Consider the following 14,901-nt stretch of genomic DNA (forward strand, 5'->3'; position numbering starts at 1 on the left):
CGACATCACGGCCGCCACCGGACACGAATGTCATCGCCGATGGCGATCACGGGGACGCGGCGCGGCACCCTCGCGGGCTTCGGCGGTGGCGGGGTTTGCGGCACCGCCGCCACGATCCTTCCGCAAGGCGCCTGGTCACGCCCCTGCCGGATCGCCCAAGCCGCAAGACAGCCCGCGCCGAACCCGGCAAGCGCGCCGACCAGGGCGGCGAGGAAGAGGAAGGCGGTGAAGGCGGCGGCGGTCATGCGGCGTCTCCGGTCTGCGTGGACCCACGACAGAGGTCACCGCACGCTTTTTCGACCGCTTCGAGGTTTCGGAGATTGGGATAGTGCGCTCCGGATTTCCAACGCTGCCAGGTCGATTGCGCGATACTTGCCTCCCGGCAAAGGGCCGCAACAGAAATGCCCGCCTCACCCAATCGGCCCTCAATCTTCGCAAGCTGCTCGACAACGGACATGCTACGCCTTTCGGTTTACGTGCCCTCTGTTGTGCGTTTTTGCTCCACTTCGGTCAAGAGCGTTTTTGCTTGATGCGCGTTTGCGCTCATAATCGCATGATCGCCACATGACGAATTGGACCGGCGAATACCTGACCCACGTTCTTGACGCGAAAGAATGGTCGATGAACCGACTGGCCGAGGAGATTGGCGTCGCGGCATCGACCATCAACAGGCCGCTGCGACTGAAAGAGCCCCTATCAGCCAAGACTGTCGCCGCGATTTACCAAGCGACCGGGATAGACCCGGCGGACTTTGTCCCGAAAGACTTCCAAGAACCCATTTCCGTCTACCGCAACGCCCCAAGCCAGCCGCGCCCCCGGACCGTCGCAGACGAGACCCTTGCAAAATTGGACTCTGAACCGGCAGCGCCAAACGCTCAGGCCATCAACGAGATCAAGGTTGCGGTGGTAGGTCCAATCGCCCAGATCGTCGCGACCGTTGACCGCGATGGCATTGCCAAATTACGCGCGAAACTCGACGCCATTGAGTCTATGTTGGACTAAGGCACTGCCGAGGTTGCGCGCGGCCGCCCATTGGCAGGCAAGACCATAAGCCCATGAAAGGTTTATTAGAATGAGTTTCCACTACGCTGTGATTTCAGCCACCCTTCTTGCAGTCACCCTGCCCGCATGCTCCCCCGTACCCGTAGGCGGTAGCGGCTCAACCCAACGCGGCGAAGCCATCGCAGGCGAGATCCTAGTCGACCCGCTCGGTGCAGCCCATGAGCTCTTCATCAGAAGTCCCAAAGGGTGGCAGTGCCGGTCCGTCTTTGCCTCAAGCAAAGGGATCGCAAAGTCCGCCAACAAGACGATCCCCCTGGAATGCAACAACGGCGCGACAGGTACCGCGCTGCTGAGTTCAAACCGGTTCGGGAATCAAATCTCAGTCGCGTTCTCCCTATCAAACGGGGAAAACGGCAGCATTGTCATCGGGGTCGCCTAACCCGAAGCCCGGTCGTCTTCGCGCTGCGAGACACGAATCAAAACACCTAAGCCGAGCGCCCGCGCGTTGAGCGTGTGCGTTTTTGCTTGACTAATGTTGAGCATTTTTGCTCTACATGCTTCATCCCACCCCGGCCACATCCCCCGCGATGCACCCGCCGGGACACCCCGCCCGCCGTCAGGCAGGCACTTGGATGGAGGCCCTATGACTGACAAGTTGCTGGAAACCTTGAGCGCCGGAAACTTCGAGCGCGACGAGATGGACGCCGAGGCCTGCATCGACGTCCTGTCGCGCGAACTTTCGGAGCTTGCCGAAGAAAACCGCCGCCTGCGCGCGCTGCTGGCAGGATATCGTTGCAATGGCACGGCGCAGTGCGAGTGCATCCGCATCAACGGCAGCCCACACAAACTTCTGATCTTTCGTGGCTTCGACGGTCACATTCACCGAATTGTCGAAATCCCCGTCAGAACGGATGCGTAAGATGCCGGGGCGGTTCCTTGACATGCCTGCGCTCACCCTCGGGCAACGCCTCATAGGCCTCGACGAACTCGACCCGGGCGCGGTCGTAGTCCGCCAGGGCGCCCCGCAGCTCATCGCGATCAGGAAGGCGCGCCGGCCAGTCATTGATCCCAGGCTTGAAAGCTGGGTTCAGGGTCAGCGCGTTGAGCGGGCTTTGCCCAGGGCTTGCTGCGGAACCAACGACCAACCTGCAAACTTCGACAATTCGTTTGTGTATATCCAGCAAGGCGCTGTGCGCCTTTTCAAAGCCTACCCTTGCAGCCCTGTACCGGGCGTGCAGTGCATCAATGTCACTCATCTGAACATGTCTCCTGTGAAGTCTCGTTTCATTGGGGATGTGGCGAGGCGCGTGCCGGAATCGCGCGCCTCGCGCCTGACGCTATCACGCATCAATCCAACCCGGAAACAGGCCGCCCGTCCGAATGGCACGGCCCCGCATCCCGATGGAGGTCCCATGCCCAAACGCATCCCTCGCGATTTCACCGCCGACCTGGTCGTACCGCCCTCGGGCGCGGTTGACCGGATCACCAGTCTGGACGCCTGGCTGCGGCTGAAAGCCCGCCAGCAGCTCGAAGACGGCACCAGCGCCGCCATCGACCCTCAGCGCCTCTCGCGCCTCCTGCGCCTGCCCACCCCCGTCAACGAAATCGACGCCGCCCTTGCCCGCGCCCTGCCCGCCACCCGCGCAGCCATCGCGCGGCACCGGTCGGAAGGCGGTGCGGCATGACTCCGCATGACCAATGGGGCGGTCAGCAGATCGCCGAACACACCTACGGCACCAGTGATGCCGGAATGGAGGACATCGGCATGGGTGAGGCACCGCGCGTGGACACACGGCCCATCCACAAGGTCCCCCAGCGCCTGCACCTCTCGGCCCAGGCCGCCGAGGTCGCAGAGCGAGAGGCCGCCCGGCGCAGGCGCCGCCGCTGGGCCTTTGCCCTACCCATCCTCGCGATCCTCGCGCTGACCGCCGCGCGCCTGACACTTGGGGCGCCGTGATGAAGACGATCCTCAGCATCGTCGCGGGCGTCCTGCTGATCGCCACCGTCGTCATGGCGCTGATGCTGGGCCGCGAATGGCCCGTCATGCGCCGCGGCGAACGCCAGGCCGCGGTCTGCCTGGTGGCCCTCTTCGCTGCCGTCACGGCGGGCCTGACCCTCTACGCACGAGGCCTGCAATGACCCCCGCCGAGGCCCGCGCAATCCTCGCCCTGCCCGCCGATCACGACGACGCCACGATCCGCGACGCCGCCCGCCTGCTGATCGAGGTGGGCAGCTCCGACGAAATCAAGGACGCCCGCAGGTTCCTCAGCTTCGGCCTGCGCCACACAGGAAAGGACACCCATGGCACGCGATGAACTGAACTTCCTCGAACTTCTCCAGACCTTCCGTCGCGGCGAACTGCTGCGCGAGATGGACACCCGCCTGGCCGAGGTGCTGGAGGCAATCCAGGAGACCGGGAACAGCGGCGAGATCACGCTGAAACTGCCACTCAAGGTGAACAAGGCCGGACAGATCGAATGCGTCCCGCAAGTCACCGCCAAGAAGCCGCGCCGCGAGCTGGGCGCTGGAATCTACTTCCTCAGCGACGACGCACGCCTGTCGCGCCGCGACCCCAACCAGGGCGACTGGCTGGACGAGGTCGAAAGCCGCCGCGACGCGGCGGAATGAATCCCAACCCGAAAGGACCTGAAATGACCGACACCACACTGACCGACCCGCGCGCCGCGCTGGACGTGACCCTGACCGCCGCCCGGCTCGCCGAACCGGTGATCGAGGGCGCAAACGGCAAGCGCTTCACCTTTGGCCCGACCGATTTCAAGCTGACGGAGATCCCGGATCCGCACGCCCTGCCGCCGCACATCATGGCACAGCCGGTGGTGGACGATGCTCAGTCGCTGATCACCTACGCCAACCGGTTCAGCACCGAGGACTCGCTGCTGATCGCGGACATCGACAGCCTGCGCGTCATGGCCTGCCTCGACTATCACGCCAGCAACCTGGACGAGGAACCGCTGGCCCCCAGCCCGCGCAAGCACACGGCCACCCTGCAGCTGCGCGAAAGCGAAGAGTTCAAGCGATGGAACGACATCCAGGGTGAGCTGATCGACCAGATGGCCTTTGCCGAGTTCCTGGACGAGAACGCCAACGACATCATCGCCCCGGAACCTACCGTCATGATCGAGATCGCGCGCGACCTCGAAGCGACACAGGGCGTCAACTTCAAGTCCTCGACCCGGCTGCAAACCGGCGAACGGTCCATCGTCTACGAGACCGAGACCCACACCAAGGGCGAGATGAAGGTGCCAACCCAGTTCACCCTGCAGATCCCGCTTTTCGCGGGCGAGGCGCCTGTCGACATCACCGCCAGCTTCCGGTTCCGCCCCTCCGCCGGCGGCCTGAAACTCGGCTTCGTCTGGCGCCGGGTCGAGTACCGCCGCCAGGCAGAGTTCCAGCAGGTGGCAACGCGCATCGCCGAAGGCACCGGCCTGCCGGTGGTCTTTGGCCGCCCGGCGTAAACCGGACTGCCCGCGCCGCCAGAGGCGCGGGTCCTCAATGGGAGCCGCCACATGAAAAACAAGCTCACCGACCTCAACAACCACCTCTTCGCCCAGCTCGAACGCCTCAGTGACGAGAAACTGGACGCGGACATGATCGAGACCGAGTGCAAGCGCGCGGAGTCCATCGTCCAGGTCGCAGATCAGATCACCAGCAACGCCGAGTTGCAGCTCAAGGCGGCAAAACTCTTTGCTGAGCATGGTCAGGCGGTGCTGCCGATGCTGCCCCAGATCGGGAGCAAGAGCGAATGAAGGGCCGGGCGATCAGCTATTCCGACGCCGAGCTCTTCTGGATCGGCGACAACTGCCACCTGCCCCGCCGTGAGCTGCACCGCGAATTTGTCGACATCTGGGACCGCCCGGACGTTAGCCAGGCCAATCTGACCGCCCTGTGCAAGCGCAAGGGTTGGCTCACCGGTCGCACGGGGCGCTTCCAGAAAGGTCAGGCACCGCACAACAAGGGCAAACCTTTCAACCCGCCTGGCAGCGAACAAGGCCGGTTCAAGAAAGGGGAGCGCCGTGGTGTAGCGGTCGACCTCTACAAGCCGATCGGCACAGAACGCCTGAGCAAGGATGGCTACCTGGAACGCAAGATCCACGACGGGATGCCGCTGCAGTCTCGCTGGCGCGCCGTCCACCTGATCCGCTGGGAAGAAGCAAACGGCCCCGTGCCGGAGGGCCACGCCCTGAAATGCCTGGACGGAGACCGGACCAATACCGACCCGGCCAACTGGAAATGCATCCCCCGGTCGATGCTCCCCCGTCTCTCGGGCCGCTGGACCACGGGATACGACGACGCGCCAGCGCAGTTGAAACCAACGATCATGGCAACGGCAGAATTGGAACAGGCCGTGCGGGTGGCCCGCAAAGGAGGAGCAGCATGACCGTCTATGTCGATGACATGCACCGCACACCGCTGGGCCAGTACGGTCGGATGAAGATGTGCCACATGATCGCGGACTCGACCGACGAACTGCTGGCGATGGCCGACAAGATCGGCGTGGCCCGGCGCTGGATCCAGAAGCGCGGCACGGCCAACGAGCATTTCGACATAGCCACCAGAAAGCGCGCCCTCGCGGTCCAGCACGGCGCCGTCGAAATCACCATGCGCCAACTGGCGATGAAGTGCAGGGACAAGAAGAAGGCATGACCTATCACTTCCTCCCAAGGCTGATGCAGGCCAAGGCGGCGGCGCATTACCTGGGCGTCTCGCTCAGCAAGCTGCGCCAGCTCGACCTGCCCTGCAAGCGCGACGGGGGGAACGTGCTCTATGACCGGCGCGATCTTGACGCCTGGGCCGATGGCCTGCCCTATGATGGGCAGGCCCCGCTACAGGTGGTCCCGGCACCGGCAAAACCGAAACAATGGCGGACAGGATAGATGCGCGTCAGACTTCCAGGCCTCCTGCGCGAGACACACCGGAACGGCTCACCGCGGTGGCGGGTCCGGGTTGAGGGTGACACGTCGCGCCGGATCGCCCTGCCTGTCGGGCCGGATCACGCCGACTTCCTGGACCACTACTATGCCGCGCGTGCCGGCCAGATCTATCAGCCCGACACGCCTGTTGCGGTGGAACGGTCACTGGACTGGCTCTGCACCCGATACCTCGATTACCTGCGCAAGATGGTGGAGGCCGGGCAGATGTCCCCCGACACGCTCCGCCAGCGCCGGAGTGTCCTGACACGGCTCTGCGACCACGCGGAAACACAAGGCGACCGCTACGGCGACTATGACATGGACGCCCCGCCCGCCGCCTTCGTCGCGATCCGGGACGCCTGGGCAGATCGGCCCGGTGCCGCCGACAACCTGATCAAGACCGGTCGCGCAGTCTATCAATGGGCGATCGAGCGCGGAGAAATTGGACACAACCCCGCTGCTGGAATCACGGCCATCAACCGCCGCCCGGCTGGCGGTGCAACGCCCTGGACAGCAGAGGATCTGCGCAAGTTCAAGGACCGCCACCCGAAAGGCAGCACCCCACACCTCTGGCTAACCCTGCAGGCTTTCACGGCTTGCCGGATCGGGGATGCAATCTGGCTGGGTCGGGGAAATGAGCGGATCCGGGACGGCCAGATCTTCCTGGAATGGCAACCGCGCAAGCGTGGGTCCGCCTTCGTCAGCATCCCGATGGCCCGCCCGCTCTTCGAGGCGACCCGTGCCGTGACCGTTGTGGGCCCCGCCTACATCCTGGGAAAACGCGGGCGTCCGTTCACCAGCGCGGAAAGCCTGCGCAACCAGGTCCGCCGCTGGTGCGACGACGCGGGCCTGCCCGACAAGTCATCTCACGGCATCCGCAAGGCCGTTGCCGAGCTGATGGCCGAGTCGGGATGCACGCAGCACCAGATCATGGCGGTCATGTCGCACACCCAGGCAAAGACCTCCGAGGTCTACACGAAGGGCGTCCAGCGCCGGATTCTGGCCGCCGATGGCGTGGCCGCGCTGGAGGCTCGGGACTGGTAATGTGTCCCGCATGGTTTTTTTGCGGGACAGGTGAGCCTTAAAATAATGGCTCAACTTCTCATTCTGCGATTCCAAGGTCGCCCACCATCATTCTTCCTAATTCGATGGTGTTGTTTGGTGGGCGCGGCTGGGACCAAGTGACGATTTCCCCGATAATCGCTTGGCCTCCTCCGGCATGGCAACTACCGATGAGACAGGGCCGGGCCGCCGGCGCCCGGCGTGTTCAATCGGAAGTGCTACAGCTTGACCCAGATCGCCCCTGTCAGACCCATCGTCGCGACGATCGCGACGGTGTTCAAGCATGACCATGTGCTCCTGGTCCGGCGCCGAAACCCGCCGGATGCCGGGCGGTGGGGCTTTCCGGGGGGCAAGATGGAGCCCGGCGAATCCATCCACGCCGCCGCGCTGCGTGAGCTTGCGGAAGAAACGGGGATACGCGCCAAGGCACAACAGGTCTTTACTGCGGTCGATGCCTTCGATCATGGCGACGACGGCACGTTGCGGTATCACTACGTCCTGGTGGCCGTGCTCTGCGAATGGCTGGACGGTGATCCGGTCGCCGGAGACGACGCGCTCGAGGCGCGCTGGTTCCCGATGGACGCCCTGCACTCTGGCGCGCTTGCTCTCAGCCGGGACGTTGCAGAGGTCGCCGCGCAAGCCGCCTTAATCGCACCAAGGTCTGACGGGCCGGATCAGCCGAAGACCAGGGCGTAGATCACCACCCAGACGGACAACAGCGCCCCGACAATGGCGACAAAGGCCCCGTTCCAACGGGTCCCTACGTGCAGGGCGCTGACGCCTCCAAAGGACCCGATCAGCAAGGTGGTCGCAGTGAAAGGCGAACAGATGCCGCTGATGGCCCAGCCCGCGGCAATGGCCGCCACCACCGCCGCGGGCGTGACCCCCAGAACCTCGGGCGCCGGAATGATCGAGGCAAAGAGCGTCACCGCGAGGATCGGGTTCATGCCCAGTTGTCCCAGGAACGGCACCAGCCAGACCAGCAGCACCAGCACCGCCCAGGTCGGCAGCGCGGCCAGGTCGATGCCCGCCCCGGCCACCACGGGGCCCAGCAGCGGGCCACCCACGGTCCCGATATAGCCCGCCATCATCAACAGCGTGACCTCGCCCCGGGTGCCCGGCAGCTCTTGCGTGACATAGCGCACCAGCCTGTCACGCATCCCGTAATCCAGCGCTCCGCCCCGATGCTGGACCAGCGCCCAGCCCAGCGACAAGAGCGGCACCACCAGCATAACGATCCCAACGATCCGGAACCCGGTCTGGGTGTGCAGCACGGATACCGTCACGCCAAGCAGAAGCAAAAGCAGCAGGAGCGGGCGCATCAGCCCCCAGGACCCGTCGACCGGCCCGCGCGGCGGCGGCGGAACCGACAATTTCGGCTTGAAGATCCGGTCCAGCGCCCAGCCCGTCACGATGATGATGCCCGCACTGACGAACCCGGCGGGCACCGATGCCGCCCAGCGGGCACCGGGGATCAGCGCATTGGTGATCGCCATCGAGAACCCCAGCGGCGACCAGGGAAGCGACGAGATAAAGCCGCGCTGGATCGCCAGCAGCATCCGGCGCGTGCGGTGGCGCCGGATCTCGGCATTGGGTTCCTGCGCGGCGCTTGTCGTCGCCAGGTTCCCCAGCAACGAGATCGCCCCGTAGTTCAGCAACAGGGCGAACAGGTGGCTGCCCACCGTCAGCGCGGCATAGCGGCGCCCGGGCGGCTGCTCGGCCAGGAACATGCCTGCGGCGCGGATGGAGGGAGAGCTTTCGGCCACGTTGCGCAGCGTGGTCAGCGCGGCGAAAAAGGCGGCGATGAAACCGGCAGACCCCAGTGCGCGCAGCACGGTCTGCTGCCAGTCGGACAGAACCGCCATCGCGATGCCGGTCAACACCAAAGCCGCCAGCACAAACGCCTGGCGTGACCGCGCGACCCTGACTGCCAGAAGGACCACCAGCGCCACCACCAGGAAGGGAATCAGCACATTGGCGCCGTGCAAGGCCCATTCGTCCAGGGTGACAACGATGGCGACCAGCACCAGCAACACGCCGGTGGCCGCATCAACCTTGTCTGTTCCCCGCGCAGGAATCGCCGCTCTCCCGGTTATCAGGCCCTCGCTTGGGTCTTTCCTACCCGCTGTGCCCCCGGGGGGACAGCCGCAATTCGGTCCGATGCAGGATCAGCCGCCGTGCCCGCCGAGCAGACGTCCGCCAAGAGCGCTTATGCCAAAGGTGATGGCAGCGGCGCAGACGATGCTCGGTCCCGCAGGCGTGTCAAGGCTCCACGCTGCCCAGAGCCCGCCCAGCGCGGCGATCACGCCCACCGTGGCCGCGCCCGCCAGCATTCCCTCGGGCGTGCGGGACAGGGGACGTGCCGCCGCCGCCGGGATGATCAGCAGGGCCGCGATCAGCAGCGCGCCCACGACCTTCAGCGCCACCGCCACCACAAGTGCCAGCGCCAGCATCAGCGTCACCCGTTCACGTTCCGGGTTCACACCTGAGGCAGCCGCCAGGTCGGGAGAGAGGGTCGACAAGAGCAGCGCCTGCCAGCGCCAGCCGATCAGCGCCGCCACCGCGGCGCCCCCGCCCCAGATCACCGCCAGGTCCATCTTGCTGACCGCAAGGATGTCTCCGAACAGATAGGCCTCGAGGTTCAGGCGCGGGCCCGACAGAAAGCTCGCGGCCACCAGCCCCGTCGCCAGCGCCGCGTGGGCGGCCACGCCCAGGACCATGTCCGCAGCATAGCCACGCCCGGTCAGGCGGGCGACGCCAAAGGCCACCAACAGCGCCACAACCAGCGTCCCGGCAAAGACAGGCACCGACAGGGCCAGCGCCAGCGCCACCCCCAGGATCGCCGCGTGCGAGGTCGCGTCGCCAAAATAGGCCATGCGCCGCCAGACCACGAAGACCCCCAGAGGGGCCGCCGCCAGCGCCGCGCCCACTGCCGCCAGCACCGCGCGGACCAGGAAATCATCCAGCATTGCAGGTCTCTCCCGGCGCGTGATCGTGACTGTGCGTGTGTTCGTGACGGTAGAGCGCCAGCGCGCCTTGCGTGCCGGTGCCGAACAAAGCGCGGTATTCCTCGGCCTGGGCGACGACCTCGGGGTGGCCTTCACAGCAGACATGCCCGTTGAGACAGATCACCCGGTCGCTTGCGCTCATGACGACGTGCAATTCATGGCTGACCATCAGGACGGCACAGCCCATGCGGTTCCGCAGCGCCTCGATCTGGCGATAGAAACTGGCCTGTCCGGGCTGGTCCAGACCGGTTGTCGGCTCGTCCAGGATCAGGATCTGCGGGTCGTTCAGCAGCGCTCGCGCCAACAGGACCCGCTGGAACTGACCGCCCGACAGGTCCGACATCTGCCGCCCCGCCAGGTCGCCTGCCCCGGCATCGTCCAGGACCTTGGCACAGTCCGCCGCGCTGACCCGCGACGGCAGGTTCAGGAACCGCGCCACAGTCATCGGCATCGACCCGTCCAGCCGCAGCCCCTGCGGGACATAGCCCAGCCGCAGCGCAGGTTGACGCGTCACCTTGCCCCGCGAAGGTCTGAGCGCCCCGATCAGCGCCCGCAGCAACGTCGATTTGCCCGACCCGTTCGGCCCCACCACGGTGACGATCTCCCCAGGTGCGATCGAAAAATCCACGTCGCGCAGGACCTCGCGCGTGCCGTGCCGCAGGGTCAGGCCCCGCGCCTCGATCAAGCCGCTCACGCGTCGGCCTCCACGCAGGCGGGGCACAGGCCCTCGGCCTCGATTGCCACGCGTTCGACCTTGAACCCCAGCTCCCCGGCAGCGGCCCGCAGCGCGTCAGAGGCGCGCCGCCCCGGCGTTTCCGCCACCGCCGAACAGGCCCGGCAGATCAGGAAACAGGGCGCATGCCGTTCCCCCGGCGCCGCGCAGGCGACAAAGGCATTCAGCCGCTCGATGCGATGCGCAAACCCGTTGGCCACAAGGAAATCCAGCGCCCGGTAGGCCACCGGCGGCTGTGAACCCAGCCCCTCCTTGCGCAGCACATCCAGCACGTCGTAGGCGCCCATCGCCCGGTGCTCGTCCAGCAGGATCTCCAGCACCCGGCGACGCACCGGCGTGAACTGCAGCCCCTGCGCCTTGCAGGCCTCTTCGGCCGTGCGCAGCGACGTGGCGATGCAGTGGTGGTGATCGTGATGTTCGAACCCCTTGGTTTCCATGTCGCGACTCTCCTTCGGGTTTGGGGTTGATATGGTATAACGTTTTGCCGTACAAGCCCGCGAACGTTATATCATAACACACACGATCCGAGGTTCCATGCTCCGCCCCCTTCTCCTGTCCGCCTGCATCGCCCTGCCCCAAACCACCCTGGCAGAGGTGCCCCGCGTCGTCACCGACATCGGCCCGGTCGAAAGCCTCGTCGCCACGGTCCTGGGCGATCTCGGCACGCCGGAACGGCTTTTGGCCCCCGGTGACTCGCCGCACCACATGGCCCTGCGCCCCAGCCAGGGACGCGCCCTGTCCGATGCCGACGTGGTGGTCTGGGTCGGGCCGGACCTGACACCGCAACTGCAAGAGCAGATCGACGCGCTGGCCGGATCTGCCCTCTCGCTGCCCCTTGGAGAGGCGCCCGGCACGCATCTTTTGCCCTTCCGTGACACCGGTCTCTTTCCGCATGAACATGACGAGCATGAAGAGCATCGCGACGAACACGACGAACATGAAGATGACCACGACGATGACCATCATGACGACCACGCCGAAGAGCATCATGCCCACGACGGCCACGGCGCCCATGACCCGCACGTCTGGCTGTCCCCGGAAAACGCGACGCTCTGGCTGAGCCTGATCGCCGAGGCCCTGTCACAGGCGGACCCCGAGAACGCCGCTACGTATGTCGCCAATGCCGAGGCCGGCGCCCGGACCATCGCAGAAACCGTGGAGCAGGCACGCGCGGCCCTGGATCCGGTCGCTGACCGCCCGCTCGCCCTCGCCCATGATGCCTACCAGTACTACGAAGAGTTCTTTGGCCTCAGCGTCATCGGCGCCATCTCGGATGCGGATGCGAACACGCCCGGACCGTCCCGGCTGGCCGCCCTGCGCGACGGGCTGGCCGAACAGGGGGCGGCCTGCGTCCTGACCGAAGCCACCACGGACCCGCGCCTGCTGGAGGCGGTCAAGGCCAGCGGCCTGCCCTCGGTGCAGCTCGACCCGCTGGGAACGGACCTGCCGCAGGGCACCGCGCTTTATCCGGCGTTGATCCTGGAAACCGCGACCCGGATCGCAGGCTGCGCCGGCATCTGACCCGCGCCGGGGCCCTACGGGGCCCCGCGCCGCCCTTCGAAGGCCTTGACCTCGATCCCCGCCGCCTCCAGCGCACCACGCACGGCGCGCGCCATCGGCAGGGCCGTCGCCCCATCCCCATGCAGGCAGATCGTGTCGATCCCCGCCGGGATCGGATCGCCCGTCTCGGGCAGGATCGCGCCCGCCTGCACCATCTTCACAATCCGCGGCGCCGCCTCTGCGGGATCATGCAGCACCGCCCCGGGCAGGCTGCGATCCACCAGCGTCGCATCCGCGTTATAGGCCCGGTCGGCGAAAATCTCACCCGCCCAGAGACAGCCCAGCCGTTCCACCACCCGCTGCTGCGCCGTCGCGGCCAGAACCATCACGATGATCTCGGGCGCCACTTCCAAGGCGGCGCCATAACAGGCCTCGGCCAGCCCCTCGTCCTCTGAGGTCATGTTGGACAGCGCACCGTGCAGTTTCAGGTGCCGCACTTCGGCGCCCACCGCCCGCGCCATGCCCAACGCCGCCCCCAGCTGGTACTGCACCATGTGCCGCAGGGATCGCTCGGGCAGGTGCATCCGCCGCCGCCCGAACCCCTGCAGGTCGGCGAACCCGGGATGCGCGCCGATGCCCACCCCCCGCGCCTTGGCCGTCGTCATCGTCTCGGCCATCACGTCCCAGTCCCCGGCGTGAAAGCCGCAGGCGACATTGGCGCTGGTGACGACCTCCAGCAGGGCGGCGTCCTGCCCCATCACCCAGGGGCCAAAACTCTCGCCCATGTCGGCGTTCAGATCCACGGATGTCATGACAGTTCCTCCCCGGCGGTCACGCCGTCGATCAATTCATAAGACAGCAGGTCCGGCATGTCCGCCGGATCGCGCACCAGCGGGCGCACCGGGATACTTTCCAGCCCGCGCCGGAACGCCGCCTCTGCCTCCAGCGCCTCGTCGCGCGACACGAAGCGGAACCGCAGCTCCGCCCCCGGCGCCGCCTGCGCCACGCGCGGCAGGTCCGCCGGGATCACCGTGCCGATGCGCGGATAGCCCCCGGTGGTCTGGCATTCATAGAGCAGGACATAGGGCGCCCCATCGCCGGGGATCTGGATGTCCCCGGGCGTGATGACCTCGGACACGATGCTCTGCCCCTCGGTCAGGCCATAGCCTTGGCCCTCGGGTTTCAGGCGGATTCCCATGCGGTTGCCCCGGCTGTCGCGCGTGAATCGCTCTTCGACGAACCGCGCCCGCGTTTCCTCGGGGAACATGCCCGTCTGCAAGGACGGCAGCACCCGCAGCACACCGCCGCCGAACCGGTCCACCGGGTCCAGCGTCAGCCCCGTCTCGCGCCCGGTGTCGGGGCCAAGCGGCAGGCGGTCGCCCGCCTCCAGCAGCCTCCCCAACCCGGCGTTCAGATGCGCTGACCGCGCGCCGAGGTCCTCGGGCAGATCAAACCCGCCGCCCACGGTCAGGTAGCCGTAGACCCCCGCGAGGGCGCCGCCGATCTCCAGCACCGCCCCGGCAGGCAGGGCGTGGCTCGCGTTCCAGGCGAGCGGCGCGCCCGCCAGCGTGGCGCGCATCGGCGCCCCGGTCAGCGCGATGCGACAAGGCGCATCGACCCGGAACCGCCCGCCGTAGCCCGCCAGTTCCAAAGCCGTCCCCACGGGCTGGCGCAACAGCGCCGCCCCCTCGGCCAGCGCTTGCCGATCCGCCGCCCCGCCCCGCGACAGGCCCAGCGCCATGTACCCCGGTCGCCCGTCATCCTGCACCGTCACGCCCGGCCCGGCCTGCAGGATCTCCAGCACGCTCATGCCAAAGGCTCCACCGTCACGCCGCCCTTGGGATCGCCCGACAAACGGTCCCAGGCGTCCGCCGGAACCGCGTCAAAGACCACCTCGTCCCCGGGCCGCAACAGGAAGGGCGTCTCGCTCTCGGGCCGGAACAGGGGCGCCGCCGTGCGCCCCACCTGCCGCCACCCCGTCGGCGCCGAGACCGAGAACAGCACGAATTGCCGGATCGCCACCACCAGCGCCCCCTCGGGCACGCGCGGCGTCAGCCCGGCCTGGCGCGGGATGTCCCAGGCCTCGGGCAGCGTGCCCAGATAGGGCTGGCCCGGCGCAAAACCGATGGCGTTCACCCGCACCCGCGCCTGCGACAACTCAAGCTGCGCCGCCTCCGCGTTCATGCCTGCCGCCGACGCCGCCTCATCCAGTTGCGGGCCGAAATCACCACCATAGACCGTGGGAATACGCAACAGCCGCCGTCCCTCGGGCAGGGGCGCCGCGTACCAGTCATCATGCGCCAGCCGCGCCTCCAGATCGGCACTCAGGGCCTCAAGCGACAGGAACAGCGGATCGAACCGCAGGTAGGTGGAGACAAGCGAAGTCGAAATCTCCTCGACCCCGTCCGGCGGATCGCGTTCGACCGCTGCCCGAAAGGCCAGCGCCGCCCTGTTCGCCGGTTCCGACAGCGCCGGACCGAACTGCACGATCACGCCATCCAGCCCGATGGGCGCAATCCGGGGAAAGTCAGTGCAAGGCTCTTTGGTCACGTCGCGATGCTCCTCCTCCCAGAGACCACCACGCGGCAGGCGGCTTGTCCACTGCGCTGCAGCTTCTTTGGTTTTGAAAATACCTCGGGGGAGTCGACCGAAGGGAGACGGGGGT

The 14,901-nt window shown here is 66.8% G+C and carries 25 protein-coding genes; 15 read left to right on the forward strand and 10 right to left on the reverse strand.

Translation table 11 applies throughout. The features are described from left to right. Positions 1–5: 5 nt before the first annotated feature. The gene (locus BLQ71_RS10595) at positions 6–245 is read right to left on the reverse strand and encodes a hypothetical protein (RefSeq protein WP_074621691.1); all 240 of its coding nucleotides are present in this window, start codon (positions 243–245) and stop codon (positions 6–8) included. Next, positions 242–457 (reverse strand): helix-turn-helix domain-containing protein, encoded by a 216-nt coding sequence (locus BLQ71_RS27055; RefSeq protein WP_367888664.1) that lies wholly within the window; start codon positions 455–457, stop codon positions 242–244. Before BLQ71_RS27055 ends, BLQ71_RS10595 begins: the two co-directional genes overlap by 4 nt. A gap of 107 nt (positions 458–564) precedes the next feature. On the opposite strand from BLQ71_RS27055, the gene BLQ71_RS10600 reads away from it, so the two are divergent. After that, on the forward strand, positions 565–1,002 hold the full coding sequence (locus tag BLQ71_RS10600; protein ID WP_074621692.1) for a helix-turn-helix domain-containing protein: 438 nt from the start codon (positions 565–567) through the stop codon (positions 1,000–1,002). A 643-nt stretch (positions 1,003–1,645) separates the two neighbouring features. Beyond that, positions 1,646–1,921, forward strand: coding sequence for a hypothetical protein (locus BLQ71_RS10610; RefSeq protein ID WP_074621694.1), 276 nt, complete (start codon positions 1,646–1,648; stop codon positions 1,919–1,921). Here the strand turns inward: BLQ71_RS10610 and BLQ71_RS10615 are convergent. Then, positions 1,905–2,258 carry a hypothetical protein gene (locus tag BLQ71_RS10615; RefSeq protein ID WP_074621695.1) on the reverse strand — a complete coding sequence of 118 codons (354 nt, stop codon included), beginning with the start codon at positions 2,256–2,258 and terminating at the stop codon, positions 1,905–1,907. The two genes, BLQ71_RS10610 and BLQ71_RS10615, sit on opposite strands and share 17 nt — an antisense overlap. 156 nt (positions 2,259–2,414) lie before the next feature. Between BLQ71_RS10615 and BLQ71_RS10620 the strand changes: the two genes are divergently transcribed. From BLQ71_RS10620 to BLQ71_RS10675, 12 genes are all read left to right on the forward strand, one after another. Beyond that, on the forward strand, positions 2,415–2,687 hold the full coding sequence (locus BLQ71_RS10620) for a hypothetical protein (RefSeq protein ID WP_074621696.1): 273 nt from the start codon (positions 2,415–2,417) through the stop codon (positions 2,685–2,687). Then, on the forward strand, positions 2,684–2,959 hold the full coding sequence (locus BLQ71_RS10625; protein ID WP_074621697.1) for a hypothetical protein: 276 nt from the start codon (positions 2,684–2,686) through the stop codon (positions 2,957–2,959). Before BLQ71_RS10620 ends, BLQ71_RS10625 begins: the two co-directional genes overlap by 4 nt. Beyond that, positions 2,959–3,141, forward strand: a complete 183-nt coding sequence (locus BLQ71_RS10630; protein WP_074621698.1) for a hypothetical protein — start codon at positions 2,959–2,961, stop codon at positions 3,139–3,141. Before BLQ71_RS10625 ends, BLQ71_RS10630 begins: the two co-directional genes overlap by 1 nt. Next, the gene (locus tag BLQ71_RS10635) at positions 3,138–3,317 is read left to right on the forward strand and encodes a hypothetical protein (protein ID WP_074621699.1); all 180 of its coding nucleotides are present in this window, start codon (positions 3,138–3,140) and stop codon (positions 3,315–3,317) included. Before BLQ71_RS10630 ends, BLQ71_RS10635 begins: the two co-directional genes overlap by 4 nt. Continuing rightward, on the forward strand, positions 3,304–3,630 hold the full coding sequence (locus tag BLQ71_RS10640) for a YfdP family phage-associated protein (RefSeq protein ID WP_074621700.1): 327 nt from the start codon (positions 3,304–3,306) through the stop codon (positions 3,628–3,630). Before BLQ71_RS10635 ends, BLQ71_RS10640 begins: the two co-directional genes overlap by 14 nt. A gap of 23 nt (positions 3,631–3,653) precedes the next feature. Next, positions 3,654–4,478, forward strand: coding sequence for a DUF2303 family protein (locus BLQ71_RS10645; RefSeq protein ID WP_074621701.1), 825 nt, complete (start codon positions 3,654–3,656; stop codon positions 4,476–4,478). A gap of 51 nt (positions 4,479–4,529) precedes the next feature. Continuing rightward, positions 4,530–4,769: a hypothetical protein gene (locus BLQ71_RS10650; RefSeq protein ID WP_074621702.1), complete on the forward strand. Its 240-nt coding sequence runs from the start codon at positions 4,530–4,532 to the stop codon at positions 4,767–4,769. Then, the gene (locus BLQ71_RS10655; protein ID WP_074621703.1) at positions 4,766–5,401 is read left to right on the forward strand and encodes an HNH endonuclease signature motif containing protein; all 636 of its coding nucleotides are present in this window, start codon (positions 4,766–4,768) and stop codon (positions 5,399–5,401) included. The genes BLQ71_RS10650 and BLQ71_RS10655 overlap by 4 nt, the downstream gene beginning before the upstream one ends. Next, positions 5,398–5,667, forward strand: coding sequence for a DUF4031 domain-containing protein (locus BLQ71_RS10660; protein WP_074621704.1), 270 nt, complete (start codon positions 5,398–5,400; stop codon positions 5,665–5,667). Before BLQ71_RS10655 ends, BLQ71_RS10660 begins: the two co-directional genes overlap by 4 nt. After that, positions 5,664–5,897, forward strand: a complete 234-nt coding sequence (locus BLQ71_RS10665) for a helix-turn-helix domain-containing protein (protein WP_074621705.1) — start codon at positions 5,664–5,666, stop codon at positions 5,895–5,897. The genes BLQ71_RS10660 and BLQ71_RS10665 overlap by 4 nt, the downstream gene beginning before the upstream one ends. After that, positions 5,898–6,977, forward strand: a complete 1,080-nt coding sequence (locus BLQ71_RS10670; protein ID WP_083342219.1) for a tyrosine-type recombinase/integrase — start codon at positions 5,898–5,900, stop codon at positions 6,975–6,977. A gap of 243 nt (positions 6,978–7,220) precedes the next feature. Then, the gene (locus BLQ71_RS10675) at positions 7,221–7,691 is read left to right on the forward strand and encodes an NUDIX hydrolase (RefSeq protein ID WP_083342224.1); all 471 of its coding nucleotides are present in this window, start codon (positions 7,221–7,223) and stop codon (positions 7,689–7,691) included. Here the strand turns inward: BLQ71_RS10675 and BLQ71_RS10680 are convergent. From BLQ71_RS10680 to BLQ71_RS10695, 4 genes are all read right to left on the reverse strand, one after another. Beyond that, positions 7,670–9,031, reverse strand: coding sequence for a hypothetical protein (locus BLQ71_RS10680; RefSeq protein ID WP_133066145.1), 1,362 nt, complete (start codon positions 9,029–9,031; stop codon positions 7,670–7,672). The two genes, BLQ71_RS10675 and BLQ71_RS10680, sit on opposite strands and share 22 nt — an antisense overlap. A gap of 132 nt (positions 9,032–9,163) precedes the next feature. Continuing rightward, the gene (locus tag BLQ71_RS10685; protein ID WP_069209016.1) at positions 9,164–9,964 is read right to left on the reverse strand and encodes a metal ABC transporter permease; all 801 of its coding nucleotides are present in this window, start codon (positions 9,962–9,964) and stop codon (positions 9,164–9,166) included. Then, entirely contained in the window at positions 9,954–10,697 is a 744-nt protein-coding gene (locus tag BLQ71_RS10690; RefSeq protein WP_074621707.1) for a metal ABC transporter ATP-binding protein, read from the reverse strand. The genes BLQ71_RS10685 and BLQ71_RS10690 overlap by 11 nt, the downstream gene beginning before the upstream one ends. Continuing rightward, positions 10,694–11,173, reverse strand: coding sequence for a transcriptional repressor (locus tag BLQ71_RS10695; RefSeq protein ID WP_074621708.1), 480 nt, complete (start codon positions 11,171–11,173; stop codon positions 10,694–10,696). The genes BLQ71_RS10690 and BLQ71_RS10695 overlap by 4 nt, the downstream gene beginning before the upstream one ends. A gap of 97 nt (positions 11,174–11,270) precedes the next feature. Between BLQ71_RS10695 and BLQ71_RS10700 the strand changes: the two genes are divergently transcribed. Beyond that, positions 11,271–12,257 carry a zinc ABC transporter substrate-binding protein gene (locus tag BLQ71_RS10700; protein ID WP_074621709.1) on the forward strand — a complete coding sequence of 329 codons (987 nt, stop codon included), beginning with the start codon at positions 11,271–11,273 and terminating at the stop codon, positions 12,255–12,257. A 14-nt stretch (positions 12,258–12,271) separates the two neighbouring features. Here BLQ71_RS10700 and BLQ71_RS10705 read toward each other — a convergent pair whose 3' ends face one another. Genes BLQ71_RS10705 through BLQ71_RS10715 form a run of 3 tightly spaced genes read right to left on the reverse strand, consistent with a single transcriptional unit; the run spans position 12,272 to position 14,786 of the window. After that, on the reverse strand, positions 12,272–13,048 hold the full coding sequence (locus BLQ71_RS10705; RefSeq protein WP_074621710.1) for a LamB/YcsF family protein: 777 nt from the start codon (positions 13,046–13,048) through the stop codon (positions 12,272–12,274). Beyond that, entirely contained in the window at positions 13,045–14,046 is a 1,002-nt protein-coding gene (locus BLQ71_RS10710) for a 5-oxoprolinase subunit C family protein (protein ID WP_074621711.1), read from the reverse strand. The genes BLQ71_RS10705 and BLQ71_RS10710 overlap by 4 nt, the downstream gene beginning before the upstream one ends. Then, a complete protein-coding gene (locus tag BLQ71_RS10715; protein WP_074621712.1) occupies positions 14,043–14,786 on the reverse strand; it encodes a 5-oxoprolinase subunit B family protein in 744 nt (247 codons plus the stop codon). Before BLQ71_RS10715 ends, BLQ71_RS10710 begins: the two co-directional genes overlap by 4 nt. Positions 14,787–14,901: the final 115 nt, after the last annotated feature.

It is taken from the genome of Antarctobacter albus (genome assembly GCF_900101505.1).
GTDB lineage: Bacteria > Pseudomonadota > Alphaproteobacteria > Rhodobacterales > Rhodobacteraceae > Antarctobacter > Antarctobacter albus.

Coding starts and splice junctions, on each gene's coding strand:
- BLQ71_RS10595 (WP_074621691.1), bottom strand. CDS start 245: ATGACCGCCGCCGCCTTCACCGCCTTCCTCTTCCTCGCCGCCCTGGTC.
- BLQ71_RS27055 (WP_367888664.1), bottom strand. CDS start 457: ATGTCCGTTGTCGAGCAGCTTGCGAAGATTGAGGGCCGATTGGGTGAG.
- BLQ71_RS10600 (WP_074621692.1), top strand. CDS start 565: ATGACGAATTGGACCGGCGAATACCTGACCCACGTTCTTGACGCGAAA.
- BLQ71_RS10610 (WP_074621694.1), top strand. CDS start 1,646: ATGACTGACAAGTTGCTGGAAACCTTGAGCGCCGGAAACTTCGAGCGC.
- BLQ71_RS10615 (WP_074621695.1), bottom strand. CDS start 2,258: ATGAGTGACATTGATGCACTGCACGCCCGGTACAGGGCTGCAAGGGTA.
- BLQ71_RS10620 (WP_074621696.1), top strand. CDS start 2,415: ATGCCCAAACGCATCCCTCGCGATTTCACCGCCGACCTGGTCGTACCG.
- BLQ71_RS10625 (WP_074621697.1), top strand. CDS start 2,684: ATGACTCCGCATGACCAATGGGGCGGTCAGCAGATCGCCGAACACACC.
- BLQ71_RS10630 (WP_074621698.1), top strand. CDS start 2,959: ATGAAGACGATCCTCAGCATCGTCGCGGGCGTCCTGCTGATCGCCACC.
- BLQ71_RS10635 (WP_074621699.1), top strand. CDS start 3,138: ATGACCCCCGCCGAGGCCCGCGCAATCCTCGCCCTGCCCGCCGATCAC.
- BLQ71_RS10640 (WP_074621700.1), top strand. CDS start 3,304: ATGGCACGCGATGAACTGAACTTCCTCGAACTTCTCCAGACCTTCCGT.
- BLQ71_RS10645 (WP_074621701.1), top strand. CDS start 3,654: ATGACCGACACCACACTGACCGACCCGCGCGCCGCGCTGGACGTGACC.
- BLQ71_RS10650 (WP_074621702.1), top strand. CDS start 4,530: ATGAAAAACAAGCTCACCGACCTCAACAACCACCTCTTCGCCCAGCTC.
- BLQ71_RS10655 (WP_074621703.1), top strand. CDS start 4,766: ATGAAGGGCCGGGCGATCAGCTATTCCGACGCCGAGCTCTTCTGGATC.
- BLQ71_RS10660 (WP_074621704.1), top strand. CDS start 5,398: ATGACCGTCTATGTCGATGACATGCACCGCACACCGCTGGGCCAGTAC.
- BLQ71_RS10665 (WP_074621705.1), top strand. CDS start 5,664: ATGACCTATCACTTCCTCCCAAGGCTGATGCAGGCCAAGGCGGCGGCG.
- BLQ71_RS10670 (WP_083342219.1), top strand. CDS start 5,898: ATGCGCGTCAGACTTCCAGGCCTCCTGCGCGAGACACACCGGAACGGC.
- BLQ71_RS10685 (WP_069209016.1), bottom strand. CDS start 9,964: ATGCTGGATGATTTCCTGGTCCGCGCGGTGCTGGCGGCAGTGGGCGCG.
- BLQ71_RS10695 (WP_074621708.1), bottom strand. CDS start 11,173: ATGGAAACCAAGGGGTTCGAACATCACGATCACCACCACTGCATCGCC.
- BLQ71_RS10700 (WP_074621709.1), top strand. CDS start 11,271: ATGCTCCGCCCCCTTCTCCTGTCCGCCTGCATCGCCCTGCCCCAAACC.
- BLQ71_RS10705 (WP_074621710.1), bottom strand. CDS start 13,048: ATGACATCCGTGGATCTGAACGCCGACATGGGCGAGAGTTTTGGCCCC.
- BLQ71_RS10710 (WP_074621711.1), bottom strand. CDS start 14,046: ATGAGCGTGCTGGAGATCCTGCAGGCCGGGCCGGGCGTGACGGTGCAG.